Source organism: Streptosporangium sp. NPDC048047 (genome assembly GCF_040653115.1).
Lineage (GTDB): Bacteria > Actinomycetota > Actinomycetes > Streptosporangiales > Streptosporangiaceae > Streptosporangium.
In genome coordinates, this window is the sequence record NZ_JBEZNH010000003.1 from 104,745 (window position 1) to 123,368 (window position 18,624).

The following is an 18,624-nucleotide window of genomic DNA, read 5'->3' on the forward strand; positions in this document are numbered from 1 at the left end:
CGAATGTCCTTCCCGGGATCACCAGTCGTGACGGTCGTCCCGCTCGTCGCGGCGGTGCTCCTCGTACCCCTGGTCGGGGCGGAGCCGCTCACCGGTGGAGTGCGGCGGGTCCGGGACGTACGGGCGCGACATCCGCGGATCCTGCCGGCCGTGCAGGCCCAGCGGGTCGGGGTCGGGCTGCCGGCCGCGCAAACCCAGCGGGTCGGACGGGTCCACCCCCTGCTGGTATCCGGCGGGCGGCGAGCCGTACAGGTCGCGCAGGTCGGGGGGGTGGCCGGCCGTACCCGGCTGCGGGGCGCCCAGGACACCCGGGACACCCGGGACACCCGGGACACCGTCGGCGTACGGGTCGGCCTGCGGCGCGGGGTAGCCGTAGGGGTCGGACAGCTCGGGCGGGCCGGCCTCGTAGGCCGGCTGCCGCTGCTGCGCCTGCTGCGCCGCGAAACCGAACGGGTCGGTGGAGTGCTGCCCCTGGGACGCCGCGTCCGGGGAGGCGTAGTGGTCGGAATGCCTGGAACGGGATGGGTACCGCTCGTCGTGCGGGGCGTGGGAGCCGGACCGCCGGCGGGGCGCCGGGGAGTCGTACGGGCCGGGCTGCGTGGACGGCCCGCCGTAGAGGTCGGGCTCGGGCGCCGCGCCGTAGGCGTCGGATCCGGCAGGCGGGGCGGCGAAGGGGTCCGGCTGCCGGGGCGCGTAGCGGTCGCCGCCGGGCAACTGGTAGGCGGGGTCGCCGGAGGCCGGGCCCAGCGGGTCGGCGGGATACCCGCCGTACGACAGCGAGTCGCCCACGATCATGTTCTCCCGGGGCACCGCGTCGCCGGAGCCGTACTCGTAGTCGGCGGCGCGGGCCGCGGGACGGTCCGGCGGCGCCGGCACGGCTCCGCGGGCCACCAGCACGTCGTTGGGTCCGTGGGCGGGCACCGGGCGCTCGTCCGGCGGCTCGGGCTGGGCGGCGGCGTCGGGGTATCGCCGATCCGGGTCGGGATACGGCCGGTCGGGGTCGGGGTACGGGTGCGGCTGGGCGTACTCCTCGGGGCGGGGACGGGCGTACTGCCCCGTGCCCGGCAGCTCGCCGGCCGCCGGGAACTCTCCGGAGACGGGGAAGCCCCCGGGATCGCCGTGCCCGGCGGGCACGGCCGGGGCCTCCTGGCCGGTCCGGGCCGCCGGGGGCGCGGCCTGCCGCTGGTCGTCCACCTCGTCGGGGTACTGGCCCCCGGCCTGGATGAACCCCTCGTCGAGGGCGTCCACCAGGCGGCCGACGTCGTTCAGCGGCATGCGGAAACTGGCGGTGCACATCTCTCCGCGCCACAGGCTCAGGACCAGCGTGCCTTCGTGCCAGGTGACCCGTAGAACCCGCTCCTGGCCACGCTCGTCAAAGAACACCTCGCCGAATGACGGCAACGGGACAACTTCCGACATGGAGGACATCGTGCTTCAACCAGCCTTTATTCGTCCACTCGACCCCGGAAAACTCTACCGAACCGGTCCTTCCGTCCCCATCTTTCGCCCCGGTGACACCGAAACGGACGATCTCCTTTCGACCGAGGACGTTCCGGCGGCCGGGTGCCGGTGCCAGTCTGCCACGCGACATGGGACATGGCTTCCGGAATGCCGGGACGGGCCCGCGCGCTCCCCGGCCGGAGCGGCGGCGGCCGTCACGGGACTCGGCGTCCGGAACCGCCCGGAGCGGCGGCGGCCGTCGCGAGGCTCGCCGCCCGGAACCGCCCGGAGCGGCGGCGATCGTCGTGGGGACCGAGTACGGTTGGCTGTCGTGCCGACCGACTCCATCGCCCACGCCGAAGCCGACGACGACTCCTCGCAGGAGCTCCTGCCGCCCGTCGAGGAGTTGCTGAGCACCGCCGTCAAGGCGGTCGGAGGGGTCGAGCGGCCCGGCCAGCTCACGATGGCGCGGGCCGTCCAGCGGGCCATCGACGAGGGTGAGCACCTGGCCGTCCAGGCCGGCACCGGCACCGGCAAGTCCCTCGCCTACCTGATCCCCTCGGTCCGGCACGCGATGACCTCCGACGGCGCCGTGGTGGTCTCCACCGCCACCATCGCGCTCCAGCGCCAGCTCGTCGACCGCGACCTGCCCCGGCTGGCCGACGCGCTCGCCCCGCACCTGCCGCACGAGCCCGCGTTCGCGATCCTCAAGGGCCGCCGCAACTACCTGTGCCGGTACAAGGCCACCGCGGGGTGGCCCGAGGACGAGCAGGACCAGCTCTTCGACCCGCGTGAGGTGAGCGCGACCGGGCGGATGGTCCAGCGCATCCAGGAGTGGGCCGAGGAGACCGAGACCGGCGACCGCGACGAGCTGGTGCCCGGCGTCAACGAGCAGGCCTGGCGGCAGTTCTCGGTGAGCGCCAGGGAGTGCCTGGGCGCCACCCGCTGCCCCAGCGGGGCCGAGTGCTTCGCCGAGCTGGCCCGCGCCCGCGCCGGGGAGTCCGACATCGTCGTCACCAACCACGCGCTGCTGGCGATCGACGCGATGGAGGACTTCCCGCTGCTGCCCGAGCACGAGGTGGTCGTGGTGGACGAGGCCCACGAGCTGGTCGACCGGGTCACCTCCGTGGTCAGCGGCGAGCTGTCGGAGACGATGGTCACGGCGGCCGTGCGGCGGGTGGGGCGGCTGATCGACCAGCCGACCTCCGACCGCCTCATGGAGGCGGGCGAGGACCTCAAGGCCCTGCTGGCCGCCGCGCCGCCCGGCCGGCTCGACGAGCTGCCCCAGGTGCTCGGCATGACCCTCGCCCTGGTCCGCGACGCGGCGTGGGCGTGCATCACCTCCCTGGGCCCGCGCCAGGGCGGCGACAAGGACGACCCCGAGGGCGCGGGGCTGCGCAAGGCGGCCTTCACCGCCCTGGACGAGGTCCACGACACCGCCCAGCGGATGCTCGACGCCTTCGGCCACGCCGAGGAGATCGACCGGGCCGAGGTCGTCTGGCTGGACGCCGGCACCGACCGCCGCCCGCCCGTGCTGCGGATCGCCCCGCTGACCGTGGCGGGGATGCTGCGCGACAAGCTCTTCGGCGACCGTACGGTGATCCTGACCTCCGCGACGCTCGCGCTGGGCGGCGCGTTCGACGGCCTGGCCCGCCAGTGGGGCCTGGGCACCGGCGACCGCTCCAAGGACGACGCCGAGGGCGACTCCGGGGAGGGCGCCGGCGGGGCGGACAAGATCGCCGGGAAAGCCGCCGGGAAACCGGACAAGAAGGGCGGGAAGCGTGCGAAGGGCTGGACCGGCCTCGACGTCGGCTCGCCGTTCGACCACCCGCGCAGCGGCATCCTCTACGTCGCCAGGCACCTGCCCCAGCCGGGCCGCGACGGCCTGCCCGAGGCGTACCTGGAGGAGATCACCGAGCTGATCGAGGCGGCCGGCGGCCGGACCCTCGGCCTGTTCTCCTCGATGCGCGCCGCCAAGGCCGCCACCGAGGCCCTGCGCGACCGGCTGAGCGTGCCGCTGCTGTGCCAGGGCGACGACTCCACCATGCTGCTGGTCAAGCAGTTCGCCGAGGACGAGCCGACCTGCCTGTTCGGCACCCTGTCGCTGTGGCAGGGGGTGGACGTGCCGGGGCCGTCGCTGCGACTGGTCATCATCGACCGCATCCCGTTCCCCCGCCCCGACGACCCGCTGACCTCCGCCCGCCAGCGGCACGTGGCGGCCAAGGGCGGCAACGGCTTCATGGCGGTCGCCGCCACCCACGCCGCCCTGCTGCTCGCGCAGGGGGCGGGCCGCCTGCTGCGCAGCCAGCACGACAAGGGCGTGGTCGCGGTCCTCGACCCCCGGCTGGCCACCGCCCGTTACGCAGGCTTCCTGCGCGACTCCCTGCCGCCGTTCTGGCCCACCAACGACCCGGAGAAGGTCCGCCAGGCGCTGCGACGGCTCGCGGCCCCCTGACGGCCCGCGCCCGGCCCCGAGTACGGCGAGCGCTGACGGCCCGTGCTCAGCCCTGGGTACGGCGGGCGCCGCGCCCCGGCCCCGTCACGGTCCCGCGCCGGGCCGTACCGGCGGGCGGGCCCTCAGCCGCGGAGGATCAGCGGAACGGCTCCAGACCGGGGCGCTTGGGGTCGAGCCCGTCGCCGGATGAACGCCCGCGGATCCGGCGGACCACCCACGGGCCGAAGTGCTCGCGCAGCCACTGGACGTCCTCGCGGCGCTTGGCCGCCGGATCGACGTGGCCGAGCGGCGGCCAGGTCTTCCGCCAGTCGTCGTCGCAGTCGATCCCGAGCACCTCGCACACCTTGGCGGCCACCATCCGATGGCCCTCCTCGTTCATGTGCAGGCGGTCCGCGCTCCAGGCACGCCAGTCGCGCAGCCCCTGCATCGACCACTGGTCCACCAGGTGACAGCCGTGCAGGTCGGCGATGGACCGGAGGTGCATGAAGAAGATCGCGAAGGTGCCGCGGGCGCGGCGCATGATCGGGGTGTCGCGCGGGTCCACGCCGGTGAACAGCAGGACCTCGGCGCCGGTGGCCCGCAGCTCGCGCACCGCCCCCGCGACCTTCTTGGCCATCCGGTCGGGGTCGCTGCCCGGCCGCAGCAGGTCGTTGCCTCCGGCGCAGAAGCTGACCAGGTCGGGGCGCATCTCGATCGCCCGGGGCAGCTGCTCGGCGATGATCTGGTCGATGAGCTTGCCGCGGACGGCCAGGTTGGCGTAGCGGAACTCCGGGTCGAGCCCGGCGAGCCGCTCGGCCACCCGGTCGGCCCAGCCGCGGAAGGCCCCGCCGGTCCCGGGGTCGTTCATGCCCTCGGTGAAGCTGTCGCCGACGGCGACGAAGGAGCGGTAGCCCATCACGCCTCCTCGGTGATCTCGGCGACGGCCCGCAGCGCGAGCACGTAGGACCGCAGGCCGAAGCCCGCGACGGTTCCGGTGGCCACCGCCGCGACGACCGAGTTGTGGCGGAACTCCTCCCGCGCGGCCGGGTTGGAGATGTGCACCTCGACGAGGGGCGCGGTGCGCTGGGCGATGGCGTCGCGCAGCGCGTAGGAGTAGTGGGTGAACGCCGCCGGGTTCAGCACCACCGGGGTCCGCGAGTCGGCCGCCTCATGCAGCCAGCCCACCAGCTCGGCCTCGTCGTCGGTCTGCCGGACCTCCACCGACAGGCCCAGCTCCCGGCCGGCCTCCCGGCAGAGCTCCACCAGGTCCTCGAAGGTCTCCGCGCCGTAGACGTCGGGCTCCCTCGTGCCGAGCCGCGACAGGTTGGGGCCGTTGAACACGTAGACGGATCTCATGAGGTCGCTCACCGGGAGATCTCGTGGTAGGCGGCCTCGAGCAGCTCCTCGGGCGGATCCTCCAGCGGGGACACCTCAGCCAGGTCGTCCAGGACGACGAAACGCAGCCTGGCACCGCGGTTCTTCTTGTCCAGCCGCATGTGGTCGCGCAGCTCCGGCCAGGCCTCCCGGCGGTAGGTCGTGGGCAGTCCGACCGACGTCAGGATCGAGCGGGTCCGCTCCACGATCGCCGTGCCGATCCGGCCGTCCAGCCGGGACAGCTCGGCGGCGTAGACCATGCCGACGGCCACGGCCTCGCCGTGGCGCATCCGGTAGTCCTCGACCCGCTCGATGGCGTGGGCGAGGGTGTGGCCGTAGTTGAGGATCTCCCGCAGGCCGCTCTCGCGCAGGTCGGCGCCGACGACGTCGGCCTTGACCCGCACCTTGCGCTCGATCAGCTCGCGGGTGTGCCGCCCCTCCGGACGCCGGGCGCCCTCGGGGTCGTCCTCGACGAGCGCCAGGATCTCCGGGTCGGCGATGAAGCCGCCCTTGATGACCTCGGCCAGGCCCGCGACGTAGTCGTCGCGGGGCACCGAGGCCAGCGTGGCGAGGTCGCACAGGACGCCGGCCGGCGGGTGGAAGGAACCGACGAGGTTCTTGCCCTCGGGGGTGTTGATCCCGGTCTTGCCGCCGACCGCCGCGTCGACCATGCCGAGCAGGGTGGTCGGCACCTGCACGACCTTGACGCCGCGCAGCCAGGTCGCGGCGGCGAACCCGGCGAGGTCGGTGGTCGCTCCCCCGCCGACGCCGACCACGGCGTCGGACCGGGTCATGCCGTGCCGGCCGAACTCCGACCACAGGGCGGCGGCCGTCTCGGCCGTCTTGGCCCGCTCGCCGTCGGGCACCGGCAGCGCGACGACCTCGTACCCGGCCGACTCCAGGGCGTCGCGGACCGGGCTCGCGATCTCCGGCAGGCTCACGGGGTGGACCACCGCGACGGTGCGGACCCCCGCGCCGAGCAGGCCGCCCAGCTCGCCGAGCACGCCGGCGCCGATGACGACGTCGTACGGGGCCGCCCCGCCGACCCTGATCCTGGAGGCGGTCACGGCTCCAGTCCCTTCGCGATCTCGTCGGCGACCTCGGCCGGCTCGCGGTCGTCGGTGGCCACGACGACGCCTGCCAGGCCCTCGTAGACCGGGCGGCGCTCGTCCATGAGCTTCTTCAGCCGGCTGCGCGGGTTCAGCACGAGCAGCGGCCGAGCCGAGGCGAGGCCCACCCGCTGGACCGCCTGCGACAGGCCGACCTCCAGGTAGACCACCGGGTGGCCGGCCAGCAGCTCCCGCGTCTCCCCGGCCAGGACCGCGCCGCCGCCGAGGGCCAGCACGCCGTCGTGCTCGGCGAGGGCCCGCCGTACGGCCTCGGCCTCCAGCTCGCGGAAGCGCTCCTCGCCGTCCTCGACGAAGATGTCGCCGACGGGCTTGCCCGCCACGGCCTCGACGTCGGCGTCGGTGTCGCGGAAGGCGACGCCGAGCCGCCCTGCGAGCAGCCTGCCGACGGTCGACTTGCCCGCTCCCGGGGGGCCGATCAGAACTGCGCGGGGACTCACCGTGCCTCCTTCTCCGTGGCCGTCTCCCTGCTCATCTCCATGGTCATCTTCATGGTCTCCCTTCGGGCCTTCCGCGTGGCCCCGTGAGCGGCCTCCGCGGCGCGGCGGGCCGTCCCGTGCGCGGCGGTCCGTCCGGTCACTTGATCACCAGCGAGGACAGGTAGCCGGCGAGGTTGCGGGCGACCTCCTCGACCGAGTCGCCGCCGAACTTCTCCAGCGCGGCGTCGGCCAGGACCAGCGCGACCATCGCCTCGGCGACGATCGCGGCGGCCGGCACGGCGCACACGTCGGACCGCTCGTGGTGGGCCTTGGCCGCCTCGCCGGTCAGCACGTCGATCGTGGCCAGCGCCCGGGGAACGGTGGAGATCGGCTTCATCGCCGCGCTGACCCGCAGCGGCTCGCCGTTGGTCATGCCGCCCTCCACGCCTCCGGCGCGGTTGGTGATCCGGCGGACCCCGCCGGAGGTGTTCTCGATCTCGTCGTGGGCCCGGGAGCCGGGGCGGCGGGCGGTCTCGAAGCCGTCTCCGAGGGCGACGCCCTTGATCGCCTGGATGCCCATCAGGGCGGCGGCGAGGCGGGCGTCGAGGCGGCGGTCCCAGTGGGTGTAGCTGCCCAGGCCCGGCGGCAGGCCGTAGGCGACGACCTCGACGACGCCGCCGAGGGTGTCGCCGTCCTTGTGGGCCCGGTCGATCTCGGCGACCATGGCGGCACTGCCTGCCGGGTCGGCGCAGCGCACCGGGTCGGCGTCGACCCTCGCCAGGTCCTCCGGGCCGGGCAGGACGTCGGAGTCCGTGCCGGCCCCGCCGATCGACAGGACGTGGCTGACGATGTCGACGCCGAGGGCCTGCTTGAGGAACTTCTTCGCGACCTGGCCGAGGGCGACCCGGGCCGCGGTCTCGCGGGCGCTGGCGCGGTCGAGGACCGGGCGGGCGTCGTCGAAGCCGTACTTCTGCATGCCCGCCAGGTCGGCGTGGCCGGGGCGCGGGCGCGAGCGCGGCGCGTTGCGGGCCTGGCCCTCCAGCACCGCCGGGTCCACCGGGTCGGCCGCCATGACCGTCTCCCACTTGGGCCACTCGGTGTTGCCCACGCGGACGGCGACGGGGCTGCCGAGCGTGCGGCCGTGCCGTACGCCGCCGGCGATCGTCACCACGTCCTGCTCGAACTTCATCCGGGCGCCGCGGCCGTAGCCGAGGCGGCGCCTGGCCAGCGCCTCGTCGATGTCGGCCGTGGTCACCTCGACCCCGGCGGGCAGGCCTTCGAGGATCGCGACGAGCTCGGGGCCGTGGGACTCTCCTGCGGTCAACCAGCGCAACATGACGACAAGTCTTCCATGTGCCGCCCACTGGAATGGCCGCAGCTCACCAGGTGAGACATCGCCCCCGTACGGCGGGCCGCGCCGTACGGACCTCCGCGCGTGGAACGTCCGGTTCCGGCACACGGCCGGCGATCCGGGCGGGATCGCTCACGGCCCGGAGGAGGAAGGTGCTCACCCACCGGCGGCTCCAGGCGCCGGGGCCGCCGGTGGGACCGGCCCGGCGTCTCCCGTCAGGTGAATCTCCCCCGGAGGGGCGGAGCGGCGAGGCCGCCGCGAACGTCAGAGGAGCGGGGCGGCGAGGATCGCCGCGAACGTGCCGAGGACCATGAACGGGCCGAACGGGATCTCGCTCCGGCGGCCCGCGCGGCGCGTGACCAGCAGGGCGACGCCGTAGACGCCTCCCGCCAGGAAGCCGAGGAACGTGCCGCCGACGAGGACGCCCCAGCCGAGCCAGCCGAGCGCGACGCCGAGGCCCGCGGCGAGCTTGACGTCGCCCAGTCCCATCCCCGCAGGGTTGACCAGAAAGAGCAGAAGGTAGAAGGCGGTCAGCGCGAGCCCGCCGAGCCCGGCCCGCAGCAGGTCGTCCCACCGGTCCCCGGCCGCGGCGGCCACCGTCAGCAGGGCGCCGGTGCCGAGGCCGGCGGCGAGCGTGAGCCGGTCGGGCAGCCGGCGGACGGCCGCGTCGACGAAGGCCAGCACGACGCAGACCCCGGCCAGCCAGCAGAGCGCGAGGAACTCGGCGGCCTGGGCGGCGGCCGGTGCGCCGCCGCTCCACGCGCCGCCGGTCCACAGGCCGGCGGTCCACGGGGGTCCCGAGGTGCCCGTACGGCCGGCGGGGCCGGGCGTGACGGCCCGCCAGGCGAGCGCGGCGAGGACCAGCCCGGTGACGGCCTCCACGGTGAACGGCGGCGGCCCGGACCGGGCGGAGCACCTGCGGCACCGGCCGCCGAAAGCCGCACGCGGGCCGGGGTCGCACGGGTCGGGGTCGCACGGGTCGGGGTCGCACGGGTCGGGTGGCGAGGCGGCGCACCCGTGGCGGTCACGCCGGGGAGGTTCCCCCTCGGGCACGGAGTGCCGTACGACCAGGAGGCGCGACCACAGCCCGATCAGCGCTCCGGCGAGGGCCGCGGCGGCGGGGAGGAGGACCACCGCTCGACCATAGTCCGGACGGGCCGGCCACGCCCGCCGTACGCCGAGGCCGGGGCCGGGACCGCCGTGTCCGCCAGGCGGTCGCGGCCCACCGCGCGCTGCGGCCGGTGCCCGGTCTGTACGGCCCACCGGCCGGACGGTCGCACGCCGGAGTCCGGGGGCCCGGGGTCAGGCGCGTCTGCGCCAGGGCAGGCCGAACCGCCCGCGTCCGGACACCCCGGCGGCCCGCACGGGTTCGCGGCCCTCGGACGACTCGGACGACTCGGACGGCTCGGAGGCCTCGGGCGCTTCGGGGGCGGAAGGGACGTCCGCCATCCGTGCCACGGTGGCCCCCGGGCCCAGCCCGCCGACGTCGCCCGACGCGACCGCGGCGAGGGCCCGCAGGACCGCTCCCTCGACCACGAACGGCACGGGCCCCGCCACGTCGAGCACCACCGCGGCGGCCCCCTCGTGGACCGCGGCCTGGCAGACCAGCGGGGCGGTGGTCTGGATGGGCCGGGCGTCCGGACGCCAGAGACGGAGCGGCTCGGCCCCGGTGAAGGCCGGCACGGCCTCCCGTCCGTCCTTGCCGACGAGCTTCGGCAGGGCCATCTCGCTCTCCTTCTCCTGGCGCAGCCCGTGCTCGCCGACCTCGGAGGAGGTCAGCAGGGCCACCACCGGGACGAGCAGCCGCGCGCCGGACAACGCCGTCACCACCGCACCGGCGTCGGCGGCGCCGGACGAGAACGCGGCGAGCGCGGACGCCAGGGCGGCGTCGGCGGCGCCGTCGTCGTCGGGGACCAGGGGCTGCGGGATGCTCGGCACGAACCCGGAGCCTACCCGCGCCCCCGGCCGGTCAGGACGGTGGGCGGCACCGGCCACCCGGGCCCTCGGGGCCGCCCACCTGGACCACCTGGGCCCCTTAGGCCGCTTGGGCCGTCCGAACCGCCGGGCCTCCGGCCACCGGACCACTGGGCCTCCGGGTCACCCGGCCGTGACCGGGCGGCGCGCCGGATCCGGGCGACGCGGCCGGGTCCGGAGCTATCCCAGGTCCGCGATGGCCGCCACCGGGCCGCCACCGCTCGGACCCTGGTGGACCGCGGCGACCGAGACGAAGACGGCAGGGTCGCCGGTGACGGAGGCCGCGACGCCTCCGACCGCCGCCTTGATCTGGCGGTGCCAGTGGACGTCGGAGTCGTCCAGCATGATGTTGCGGCGTCCCCGAACCCTGCCCGACGGGTCGGCCTCGCACTTCATGAACACGTTGACCAGCCTGCCGCCCAGGTCGGACGGGTGCGGGCGCTCGGGCAGCTCGATGCCGCTGGACCGGATGGCCGCCCAGATGCCGTCGGCGTCGAGGGCGTCCCTCATGACGGAGTGGCCGACGCGGTAGCGGCCGCCGATGCCGCGCACGTTGCCGACGACCACGATCTGCGCGCGGTCCAGCTCGACGCCGGAGGAGCAGGAGGCGACGGAGGAGTACAGCGACAGGTCGCGGTGGATCCGGTCGGCGGAGGGCATCTCGATCTCACCGAGGGCGACCGCCACGCCGAGCGCGGTGGTGGAATTGGAGATGTCCATCGACGCGCCGGTGTCGTCGGTGACCACCTCCTTGCCGCGGGAACGGGCGTCCTCGATGGTGGCCAGGGTCAGCAGGGGGGTCTTGGTCTGCACGTAGTGGACGTCGGCCGGGTCGTCGATCCCGGCGGTCTTCATCGCCTCCCGCACGCCGGCGGCGACCTTCTCGATCATGGCCGGGCGGCCGATGTCCTCGGGGAGGATGACGTCGCTCATCGCGACGCCGACGCTGAGGCGCGGCTCGTCGCCCGGTTCGGCGCCGGCCGTGGTGGCGAAGACGGTGGCGTGCGGGCTGAGCACGCCGTCGGTTCCGCCGGACCACACCAGCGGCACGCTCTCGGGCGAGGGGTGGCCCCTGGCCGCCAGGACCTCGCGGAAGGCGCGGTCGGCCAGGATGCGGGTGTAGTCGTTCACCCCTCCGTTGCCCTCGGTCTTGCCGATCACCGCGAGCACCCGGTGGGCCTCGATCACCCCGTCGTCGATGAGCCGGGCCAGCCCGGAGGCGTCGGTGACGCTCTCGATGGCGACCTTCCGCACTTCGATGGGTTCCGGCATCCCTGCCGCCTTTCCGTCGGGTCGTGTCCGCGTCCGTGCCGCGACTTCCATGCTGCGCCCGGCGGCCCGGCCGCGGTGCGCGCCACGCGCGGCCGGGCGCGGCGGGGATCGCCCGGCCGGGGCCGGCGGGGGTTCGCCTCCGCCGGACCGTCCGCCCACACCGCGACGCTAACGGCCGGTACGGCCAGGCTCATGGGCACTCCTTGCCCAAGGCGGGACCGCTCTTCGACAGAACTCACCGAGACTCACCGGGGTCGTCCGCGAGCCGGCCGGGTTCTCCGTCCCGGCCGGCTCTGTTCCACAAAAACCCACATAACGGGTTAAACACCTCATATCGGGGCAAAACGGGGAATACAGTCACACGGCGGAGGGGAGCCAGGAGCGATGACGACACCGGGACCCGCCCCCTCGACGGGTGATGTTCACTGAGGTCGGCCACTGGCTGGAGGCCCGTACGAGCCTGTCGGGCGACTGGCCCCCCGAGGCGGTGACGGCGGCCAAGGGGCAGCACCGGGTGAGCGTCGTCCTGCCCGCCCGGAACGAGGAGCGCACCGTCGGGGAGATCGTCGGACTGATCCGGCGTGACCTGCAGGAACGCCTTCCGCTGGTCGACGAGCTCGTGGTGGTGGACTCCCACTCCCACGACGCGACCGCGCGGAGGGCCGCGGACGCGGGGGCCCGCGTCGTCTTCCAGAACGCCCCGCTGCCCCGCTACGGCGCCATGACCGGCAAGGGCGACGCCCTCTGGAAGGCGCTCGCCGTCACGACCAGCGACGTGGTCGTCTTCGTGGACGCCGATCTGCGCGGCTTCTCCTCGCACTTCGTCACCGGGCTGCTCGGCCCGTTGCTGTCGGACCCCTCGGTGGCCTACGTCAAGGGCTGCTACGACCGGCCGCTCACCGAGGGCGAGGCCCTCCGGCCGCACGCGGGCGGAAGGGTCACCGAGCTGGTCGCCCGGCCGCTGATCAACCTGCACTGGCCCGAGCTGGCCGGTTTCCGCCAGCCGCTGGCGGGCGAGTACGCGGGCCGGCGCGCCGTGCTGGAGCGGATCCCCTTCGTCACCGGGTACGGCGTCGAGCTGGGCCTGCTCATCGACCTGCTCGGCCTGGTGGGGCTGGACGCGCTCGCACAGGTGGATCTCGGTGTGCGGGCCCACTCCCACCAGCCGCTCGACGCGCTGGGGCGGATGGCCGCGCACATCATGCTCACCGCCTGGACGCGACTGGAACGCCAGGGGCGGGTGTCCGCGGCTCCGCCGTACCACGAGATCCTGCAGTTCCCCACGGCGGGCGACGACCGGTGGCCGCGGGTGAGCGACGTGAGCGTGCACGAGCGACCGCCGCTGATCACCGTGCCCGAGTACACCGGGAGCCTCCACCCGAACCCGGGATGAGGGCGGTCCGGCTCTTGTCCGGCCCGGCGTGGTTTCATAATGTCTGAGCAACTGTTCAAGTGTTGACGAGACGGGTCTTGGAATGGGTCACGGACACGGTCACGGCCACAGCGCCGGCTCGAACCGCCGCCTGCTGACGGCGGCGCTGGTGCTGCTCGTCGTCTTCATGGCGGCGGAGGTCGTCGTGGGCGTCGTCGCCAACTCCATCGCGCTGATCTCAGACGCCGGGCACATGCTCACCGACGCCGCCTCCATCGCGCTCGCCCTGTTCGCGATGCGCCTGGCCGCCCGCCCGGCCAGCGGCGCCTACACCTTCGGCTGGAAGCGCGCGGAGATCCTGTCGGCGGCGGCCAACGGGCTGACGTTCGTGCTGCTCGTCGCCTACTTCGTCTACGAGGCGGTGCGGCGGCTCATCGAGCCGCCACAGGTGGCGGCCCCCCTGGTAGTCGGCACGGCCCTGACCGGGATCGCGGTCAACGCGGTGGCCTCCTGGCTCATCTCCCGGGCCGACCGGACCAGCCTGAACGTCGAGGGCGCCTTCCAGCACATCCTCAACGACATGTACGCCTTCATCGCGACCGTGGTGGCGGGCGTCGTCGTCTGGGTCACCGGATGGTCCCGGGCCGACGCGGTCGCCGCGCTGGTGGTGGCGGCGCTGATGGCCAAGGCCGCGTACGGCCTGCTGCGCGAGGCCGGCCGCGTGCTGTTCGAGGCCGCGCCCTCGGGTGCGCCCCCGGCCGAGGTCGGCGCCGCGATCTGCGGCCATCCCGACGTCACGGGGGTGGAGGACCTGCACGTGTGGACGGTGACCAGCGGCTTCCCCGCGCTGTCGGCCCACGTGTCGGTACGGCCCGGCGGCGACTGCCACCGGGTCCGGCGCGAGCTCGCCGAGCTGCTGCACGAGCGCTTCCAGATCGACCACACCACGTTGCAGGTCGACCACGTCCCCGGCACCACCTGCCGGATCGCCGGGGCCAGGCCGTAACGGTCCCGCCCGGACGGCAGAGGACCGGGCCGCGGAGAACCGGACAGCCGAGGACCGGGCCGCGGAGAACCGGGCCGCAGGGAGCCGGGCCCGCGCCGTGACGAACCGGTCCTGAGCCGTGACGAACCGGGGCCGGGCCGCCGCCGGCCGGGGTCAGGGCGCCAGGCACGCCTCGAAGACGGCGGTGAGCCGCCCGACCACGGCCTCCCGGTCCGGCGTCTCCAGCTCGCCCTTGCCGTAGAGCTGGCTCAGCATGCTCACCCCGGTGATCATCGCGGTGGCGGCGGTCGCCCGGAAGGCCGCGTCGCCGCCGGGCAGCCGCGCGGCCAGCGGCTCCAGGATCGCCGAGCCGACCCGGTCGCGGATGATCTCGTGGGTCTCGGTGCAGCCCGACGACCTGACGAGCGCCGACATGATCAGGCTGCCCTGGTCCGACCTGAGCCGGTCGGCGACGTACTCCGCCAGGCGGCGGGGAAGCTCCGCGGGCGGCACCTCCAGCACGCCCGGGAAGCGTCCCTGCATGGCCAGAACCTCGGCGAACAGCTCCCGCTTGCTGCCGAAGTAGCGGTTGATCAGCGCGATGTTGGCATCGGCCTCGGCAGCGATCAGCCGCATCGTCACCTGGTCGTAGCCGAGTTCGGTGAACAGCCGGCGGGCGGCGTCGAGGATGCGCCGCCGGGTGCCCTCCCGGTCTCGCTGCCGTGTCTCGTCCACCTCGGGTCCTTCCGATTTGACCGGTAAACAAGCGTCTACTAACTTCATATGTATCGTACATACATTGGGGGCCGCTTCATGCTGACCGGACAACAGGTCCAGGCCGAGACCGCACCGCACTTCACACACAAACAGGTGCTGGAAATTCTGGCCGGGCTGATGCTCGCCATGCTGACGTCGATGATCTCGACCTCCGTGGTGGGAACCGCGCTGCCGACCATCGTCGGCAAGCTCGGCGGTCAGGAGCAGCTCTCCTGGGTCGCCAGTGCGACCCTGCTGACCATGACGGCGTCCACCCCGCTGTGGGGCAAGCTGTCCGACCTGTACGGGCGCAAGTTCATGTTCCAGGCGGCCCTGCTGGTCTTCCTGTTCTCCTCGGTGGCCGCGGGCTTCTCCCAGGACATGGGACAGCTCATCGCGGCCCGTGCCGTACAGGGTATCGGCGCCGGCGGCCTGGCCGCGCTGCCGCAGATCATCCTCGGCGACGTGGTGGAGCCCCGCGAGCGGGGCCGCTACTCCGGGTACATCGGCGCCGTCTTCGGCGTCTCCACCGTGGCCGGGCCGCTGCTCGGCGGCTTCATCGTCGACAACATGTCCTGGCGCTGGACGTTCTGGATCTGCGTGCCGCTGGCCGTGGTGGCGTTCGTCGTCATCCAGAAGGTGCTCAAGCTGCCGTTCGTCCGCCGCGACACCAAGGTCGACTGGTGGGGCGCCACCTTCATCACCGGCGGCACCACCGCCCTGATGCTGCTGCTGTCCCTCGGCGGCAAGGAGTTCGCCTGGAACTCCGGCTGGACCTACGCCCTGGGCGGGCTCAGCCTGGTCATGTTCGTGGTCGCCGTCTTCGCCGAGCGCCGGGCCGCCGACCCCATCCTGCCGCCGCACCTGTTCCGCAACCGCACCTTCGTGCTCACCAGCGTCACCTCCCTGCTGGTCGGCGCCGCCATGTTCGGCGCGCTGATGTTCCTGCCGCAGTACCTGCAGATCGTCAAGGGCATGAGCCCCACCGGCTCGGGCCTGATGACCCTGCCCATGGTGCTCGGCCTGCTGACCGCCTCGATCTCGACCGGCCGGGTCGTCACCCGGACCGGCAGGTGGAAGATCTTCCCGATCCTCGGCATGCTGCTGGTCGCGGCCGGCCTGTTCATGCTCTCCCGCCTGCACGTGGACAGCTCGCTGGTGGTCGTCGGCGTCGACGTGGCGGTGCTCGGCATCGGCCTGGGCGCGACGATGCAGATCCTGATCCTGGCCGCGCAGAACTCCGTCCCCCGCCGCGACATGGCCTCCACCACCTCGGGCGTGACGTTCTTCCGTTCCCTCGGCGGCGCGGTCGGCGTGGCGGCCTTCGGCGCCATCCTGACCAACCGGCTCAGCGCCGAGATCGTCTCGCTGGCGCGTGAGGCGCACCTGCGCCTCACCGGCGGCGGCGCGCCCAACCTCGGCGCTCCCGCCGACATCCGCAAGCTGCCCGCCCCCGTGCTGGAGGTCATCCTGGAGGCCTTCACCCGGGCCATGCAGATGGTCTTCCTGGTCGGCGTGCCGATCGCCCTGGTCGCCGTGGTGACCGCCCTGCTGCTGAAGGAGGTGCCGCTGCGCTCGGCCCGGGGCCCCCGCCCCGACACCGCCGACCCCTCGGCTCCCCCGGTCACGGTCGAGTGACCCCCGTCTGACCCGCGTCCCGTGAGACGCGAAAGGGCGGGCGTCCCTCGAAAGAGGACGCCCGCCCTTCCCGCGTGCGGGAGGAGGACCTCAGACGGCGGCCAGGACCGCCTCGGTCTCCAGCGTCGCGGCGACGGCGTTGACCACCGCGGCGATCCGGATCGCCTCCTGGATCTGCTCGCGGGGCATGCCGGACTGACGCAGCACCTGCTCGTGCGACTCCAGGCACCGGCCGCAGCCGCCGATGGCGGAGACCGCGAGCGACCACAGCTCGAAGTCGATCTTCTCCACGCCGGGGTTGCCGATGATCGTCATCCGCAGCCTGGCCGGCATGGTGGCGTACGTCTCGTCACCGATCAGGTGCGTCGACCGGTAGTAGACGTTGTTCATCGCCATGATCGCGGCGGCGCCCTTGGCCGCGGTGAACGCCTCGGCCGACAGGGTGCCGGCCGCCTCGGAGGCGATCTCGGCGATCACCCGCTGGGATCTGGTGGCCGCCGCGCAGGCGAGCAGCGTCCCCCAGAGCTGCTGCTCGGTCAGCGAGGAGGTCGTGACCAGCGACCCGAGGTTGAGCTTGACGTCCTTGGCGTAGGCCGGCAGGGCGTCCTTCAGGTTGTCGATCGGCATCAGGCGCCGGCCATCAGCTTCTTGGCGTCGAGGCCCGACTCGCCCTTGTTCCAGTTGCAGGGGCACAGCTCGTCCGACTGCAGCGCGTCGAGGACCCGCAGGACCTCCTTGACGTTGCGGCCGACCGAACCCGCGGTCACCATGACGAACTGGATCTCGTTGTTCGGGTCCACGATGAAGGTGGCGCGCTGGGCGACGCCGTCCTCGCCCAGGATGCCCAGGGCCTCGGACAGCTCCCGCTTGATGTCGGACATCATCGGGAAGGGCAGGTCACGCAGGTCCGGGTGGTCCTTGCGCCAGGCGTGGTGGACGAACTCCGAGTCCACGGAGAAGCCCAGGACCTGGGCGTCGCGGTCGGCGAACTCGCCCTCCAGCCGGCCGAACTCGGCGATCTCGGTCGGGCAGACGAAGGTGAAGTCCTTCGGCCACGCGAAGTAGACCTTCCACTTGCCCTCGTAGGACTTGTGGTTGATATCGGCGAACGCGTTGTCGGCGTCCAGGGAGACGCACGCGGTCAGTTCGAACTCAGGGAAGTGGTCACCGATGGTGAGCAAGTCCGGATCTCCTTTGAAGTCGACTTCGTTGTCGGGGCCCTACCCTGCCGCACCTAGCATTGATCCGTGAAATCGAACAGACGGACCAATCCGAGAGATGTTTCCTATCAGTGATCCCGCCCCCACCCTCGCCCAGCTGCGCGCCTTCCTCGCCGTGGCCGACCATCTGCACTTCCGGGAGGCCGCCGCGTCGCTCCGGATGAGCCAGCCCGCTTTGTCGGGGGCCGTCTCGGCGCTGGAGGAGACTTTGCAGGCCCGGCTGCTGGAGCGCACCACCAGGAAGGTGCTGCTGACCCCGGCCGGCGAGCGGGTGGCCGAGCACGCCGCGCGGGTCATGGCGGCGGTGGAGGGCCTGATGGCGGAGGCGGCGCAGACCCGGGAGCCGTTCCGCGGCCCGGCGCACCTCGGGGTGATCCCCACGGTCGCGCCGTACGTGCTGCCCGTGCTGCTGCCGATGTTCGCCCGGGAGTTCCCCCGGCTCAAGCTGACCGTGCACGAGGCCAGGACCGAGACCATCCTGGAGGAGCTGCGTGAGGGCCGTCTCGACATGGTGCTGCTCGCGTTGCCGGCCGACGCCGCGGGACTGGTCGAGGAGCCCCTCTACGAGGAGGACTTCCTGCTCGCCGTGCCCGCGGACCACCCCCTGGCCGGGGGGTCGGGGCCGGTGGACCGCGAGACGCTCAAGGGGCTGGACATCGTGCTGCTCAACCAGGGCCACTGCCTGCGCGAGCAGGCCATCGACGTCTGCCGCGAGGTCGGCGCCCGCGCCACCGCCACGACGTACGCGACCAGCCTGCCGACGCTGGTGCAGCTCGTGACGGGCGGGCTCGGGGTGACCCTGCTGCCGGAGTCGGCGGTCCAGGTGGAGACGGGCAGGCGCTCACGGCTCGCGCTGCGCCGCTTCCGCGACCCGGCTCCGGGCCGCACCATCGGCCTGGCCTACCGCGCCAGCTCCGCCCGCACCGCCGAGTACACCCGGATCGCCGCCGCCGTCCGCACGGCCCTCCGCGCCCGCCGCCTGCCCATCCGCATCGCCCCCTGACCACCCCGGCTCACTCGGCGAGGCGATCGAGAAGAGTTTTCCATCGACGGTATCCCTCCGCCGCGATCTGATCGACCCTTTCGTCATCGGCCTCCTCTTCGGCGGCTCGACTCAGATACTCGTCGATGGCGGCCGACACCACCCGCTGGACGCTCCACCCCTTCCTCTCGGCGTGTCGGCACAGCCGTTCGGTGAGCTCGGCGGGCAGTTCCACGACCATGATCATCTCCTGCGGCGGATCCCCACATCAAGGATCTTC

18 protein-coding genes are annotated in these 18,624 nt (G+C 73.5%); 5 read left to right on the forward strand and 13 right to left on the reverse strand.

Annotated features, from left to right (window positions below; genetic code table 11):
* Positions 1-18: 18 nt before the first annotated feature.
* The gene (locus tag AB0D67_RS03870; protein ID WP_362929581.1) at positions 19-1,419 is read right to left on the reverse strand and encodes a hypothetical protein; all 1,401 of its coding nucleotides are present in this window, start codon (positions 1,417-1,419) and stop codon (positions 19-21) included.
* 352 nt (positions 1,420-1,771) lie between these two features.
* On the opposite strand from AB0D67_RS03870, the gene AB0D67_RS03875 reads away from it, so the two are divergent.
* Positions 1,772-3,895: an ATP-dependent DNA helicase gene (locus AB0D67_RS03875; RefSeq protein ID WP_362929583.1), complete on the forward strand. Its 2,124-nt coding sequence runs from the start codon at positions 1,772-1,774 to the stop codon at positions 3,893-3,895.
* 136 nt (positions 3,896-4,031) lie between these two features.
* Here AB0D67_RS03875 and AB0D67_RS03880 read toward each other — a convergent pair whose 3' ends face one another.
* From AB0D67_RS03880 to AB0D67_RS03915, 8 genes are all read right to left on the reverse strand, one after another.
* Positions 4,032-4,790 (reverse strand): SGNH/GDSL hydrolase family protein, encoded by a 759-nt coding sequence (locus AB0D67_RS03880; RefSeq protein ID WP_362929585.1) that lies wholly within the window; start codon positions 4,788-4,790, stop codon positions 4,032-4,034.
* Positions 4,790-5,230: a type II 3-dehydroquinate dehydratase gene (gene aroQ, locus AB0D67_RS03885; protein ID WP_362929587.1), complete on the reverse strand. Its 441-nt coding sequence runs from the start codon at positions 5,228-5,230 to the stop codon at positions 4,790-4,792. Before aroQ ends, AB0D67_RS03880 begins: the two co-directional genes overlap by 1 nt.
* Positions 5,231-5,238: 8 nt before the next feature.
* A complete protein-coding gene (gene aroB, locus AB0D67_RS03890; protein WP_362929589.1) occupies positions 5,239-6,315 on the reverse strand; it encodes a 3-dehydroquinate synthase in 1,077 nt (358 codons plus the stop codon).
* A complete protein-coding gene (locus tag AB0D67_RS03895; protein WP_362929591.1) occupies positions 6,312-6,815 on the reverse strand; it encodes a shikimate kinase in 504 nt (167 codons plus the stop codon). Before AB0D67_RS03895 ends, aroB begins: the two co-directional genes overlap by 4 nt.
* A 136-nt stretch (positions 6,816-6,951) precedes the next feature.
* Complete coding sequence (aroC, locus tag AB0D67_RS03900) at positions 6,952-8,130, reverse strand: chorismate synthase (RefSeq protein ID WP_362929593.1); 1,179 nt, start codon at positions 8,128-8,130, stop codon at positions 6,952-6,954.
* Between the two features lie 279 nt (positions 8,131-8,409).
* The gene (locus tag AB0D67_RS03905; protein WP_362929595.1) at positions 8,410-9,279 is read right to left on the reverse strand and encodes a prepilin peptidase; all 870 of its coding nucleotides are present in this window, start codon (positions 9,277-9,279) and stop codon (positions 8,410-8,412) included.
* A 168-nt stretch (positions 9,280-9,447) separates the two neighbouring features.
* The gene (locus tag AB0D67_RS03910; protein ID WP_362929597.1) at positions 9,448-10,083 is read right to left on the reverse strand and encodes an SseB family protein; all 636 of its coding nucleotides are present in this window, start codon (positions 10,081-10,083) and stop codon (positions 9,448-9,450) included.
* A gap of 216 nt (positions 10,084-10,299) precedes the next feature.
* Positions 10,300-11,391 (reverse strand): ring-opening amidohydrolase, encoded by a 1,092-nt coding sequence (locus tag AB0D67_RS03915; protein ID WP_362929599.1) that lies wholly within the window; start codon positions 11,389-11,391, stop codon positions 10,300-10,302.
* A 418-nt stretch (positions 11,392-11,809) separates the two neighbouring features.
* On the opposite strand from AB0D67_RS03915, the gene AB0D67_RS03920 reads away from it, so the two are divergent.
* A complete protein-coding gene (locus AB0D67_RS03920; protein WP_362929861.1) occupies positions 11,810-12,784 on the forward strand; it encodes a glucosyl-3-phosphoglycerate synthase in 975 nt (324 codons plus the stop codon).
* 82 nt (positions 12,785-12,866) lie between these two features.
* The gene (locus tag AB0D67_RS03925) at positions 12,867-13,769 is read left to right on the forward strand and encodes a cation diffusion facilitator family transporter (protein WP_362929601.1); all 903 of its coding nucleotides are present in this window, start codon (positions 12,867-12,869) and stop codon (positions 13,767-13,769) included.
* 153 nt (positions 13,770-13,922) lie between these two features.
* On the opposite strand, the gene AB0D67_RS03930 is transcribed toward AB0D67_RS03925, so the two are convergent.
* Complete coding sequence (locus AB0D67_RS03930; protein ID WP_362929603.1) at positions 13,923-14,483, reverse strand: TetR family transcriptional regulator; 561 nt, start codon at positions 14,481-14,483, stop codon at positions 13,923-13,925.
* A 78-nt stretch (positions 14,484-14,561) separates the two neighbouring features.
* Between AB0D67_RS03930 and AB0D67_RS03935 the strand changes: the two genes are divergently transcribed.
* Complete coding sequence (locus tag AB0D67_RS03935) at positions 14,562-16,142, forward strand: MDR family MFS transporter (protein ID WP_362929605.1); 1,581 nt, start codon at positions 14,562-14,564, stop codon at positions 16,140-16,142.
* 90 nt (positions 16,143-16,232) lie between these two features.
* On the opposite strand, the gene AB0D67_RS03940 is transcribed toward AB0D67_RS03935, so the two are convergent.
* Positions 16,233-16,769 (reverse strand): carboxymuconolactone decarboxylase family protein, encoded by a 537-nt coding sequence (locus AB0D67_RS03940; protein ID WP_362929607.1) that lies wholly within the window; start codon positions 16,767-16,769, stop codon positions 16,233-16,235.
* Positions 16,769-17,323, reverse strand: a complete 555-nt coding sequence (locus AB0D67_RS03945) for a peroxiredoxin (RefSeq protein ID WP_362929609.1) — start codon at positions 17,321-17,323, stop codon at positions 16,769-16,771. Before AB0D67_RS03945 ends, AB0D67_RS03940 begins: the two co-directional genes overlap by 1 nt.
* A 97-nt stretch (positions 17,324-17,420) precedes the next feature.
* On the opposite strand from AB0D67_RS03945, the gene AB0D67_RS03950 reads away from it, so the two are divergent.
* Positions 17,421-18,365 (forward strand): LysR substrate-binding domain-containing protein, encoded by a 945-nt coding sequence (locus AB0D67_RS03950; RefSeq protein ID WP_362929611.1) that lies wholly within the window; start codon positions 17,421-17,423, stop codon positions 18,363-18,365.
* Between the two features lie 10 nt (positions 18,366-18,375).
* Here AB0D67_RS03950 and AB0D67_RS03955 read toward each other — a convergent pair whose 3' ends face one another.
* Positions 18,376-18,585, reverse strand: a complete 210-nt coding sequence (locus AB0D67_RS03955) for a hypothetical protein (protein ID WP_362929613.1) — start codon at positions 18,583-18,585, stop codon at positions 18,376-18,378.
* Positions 18,586-18,624 lie beyond the last annotated feature (39 nt).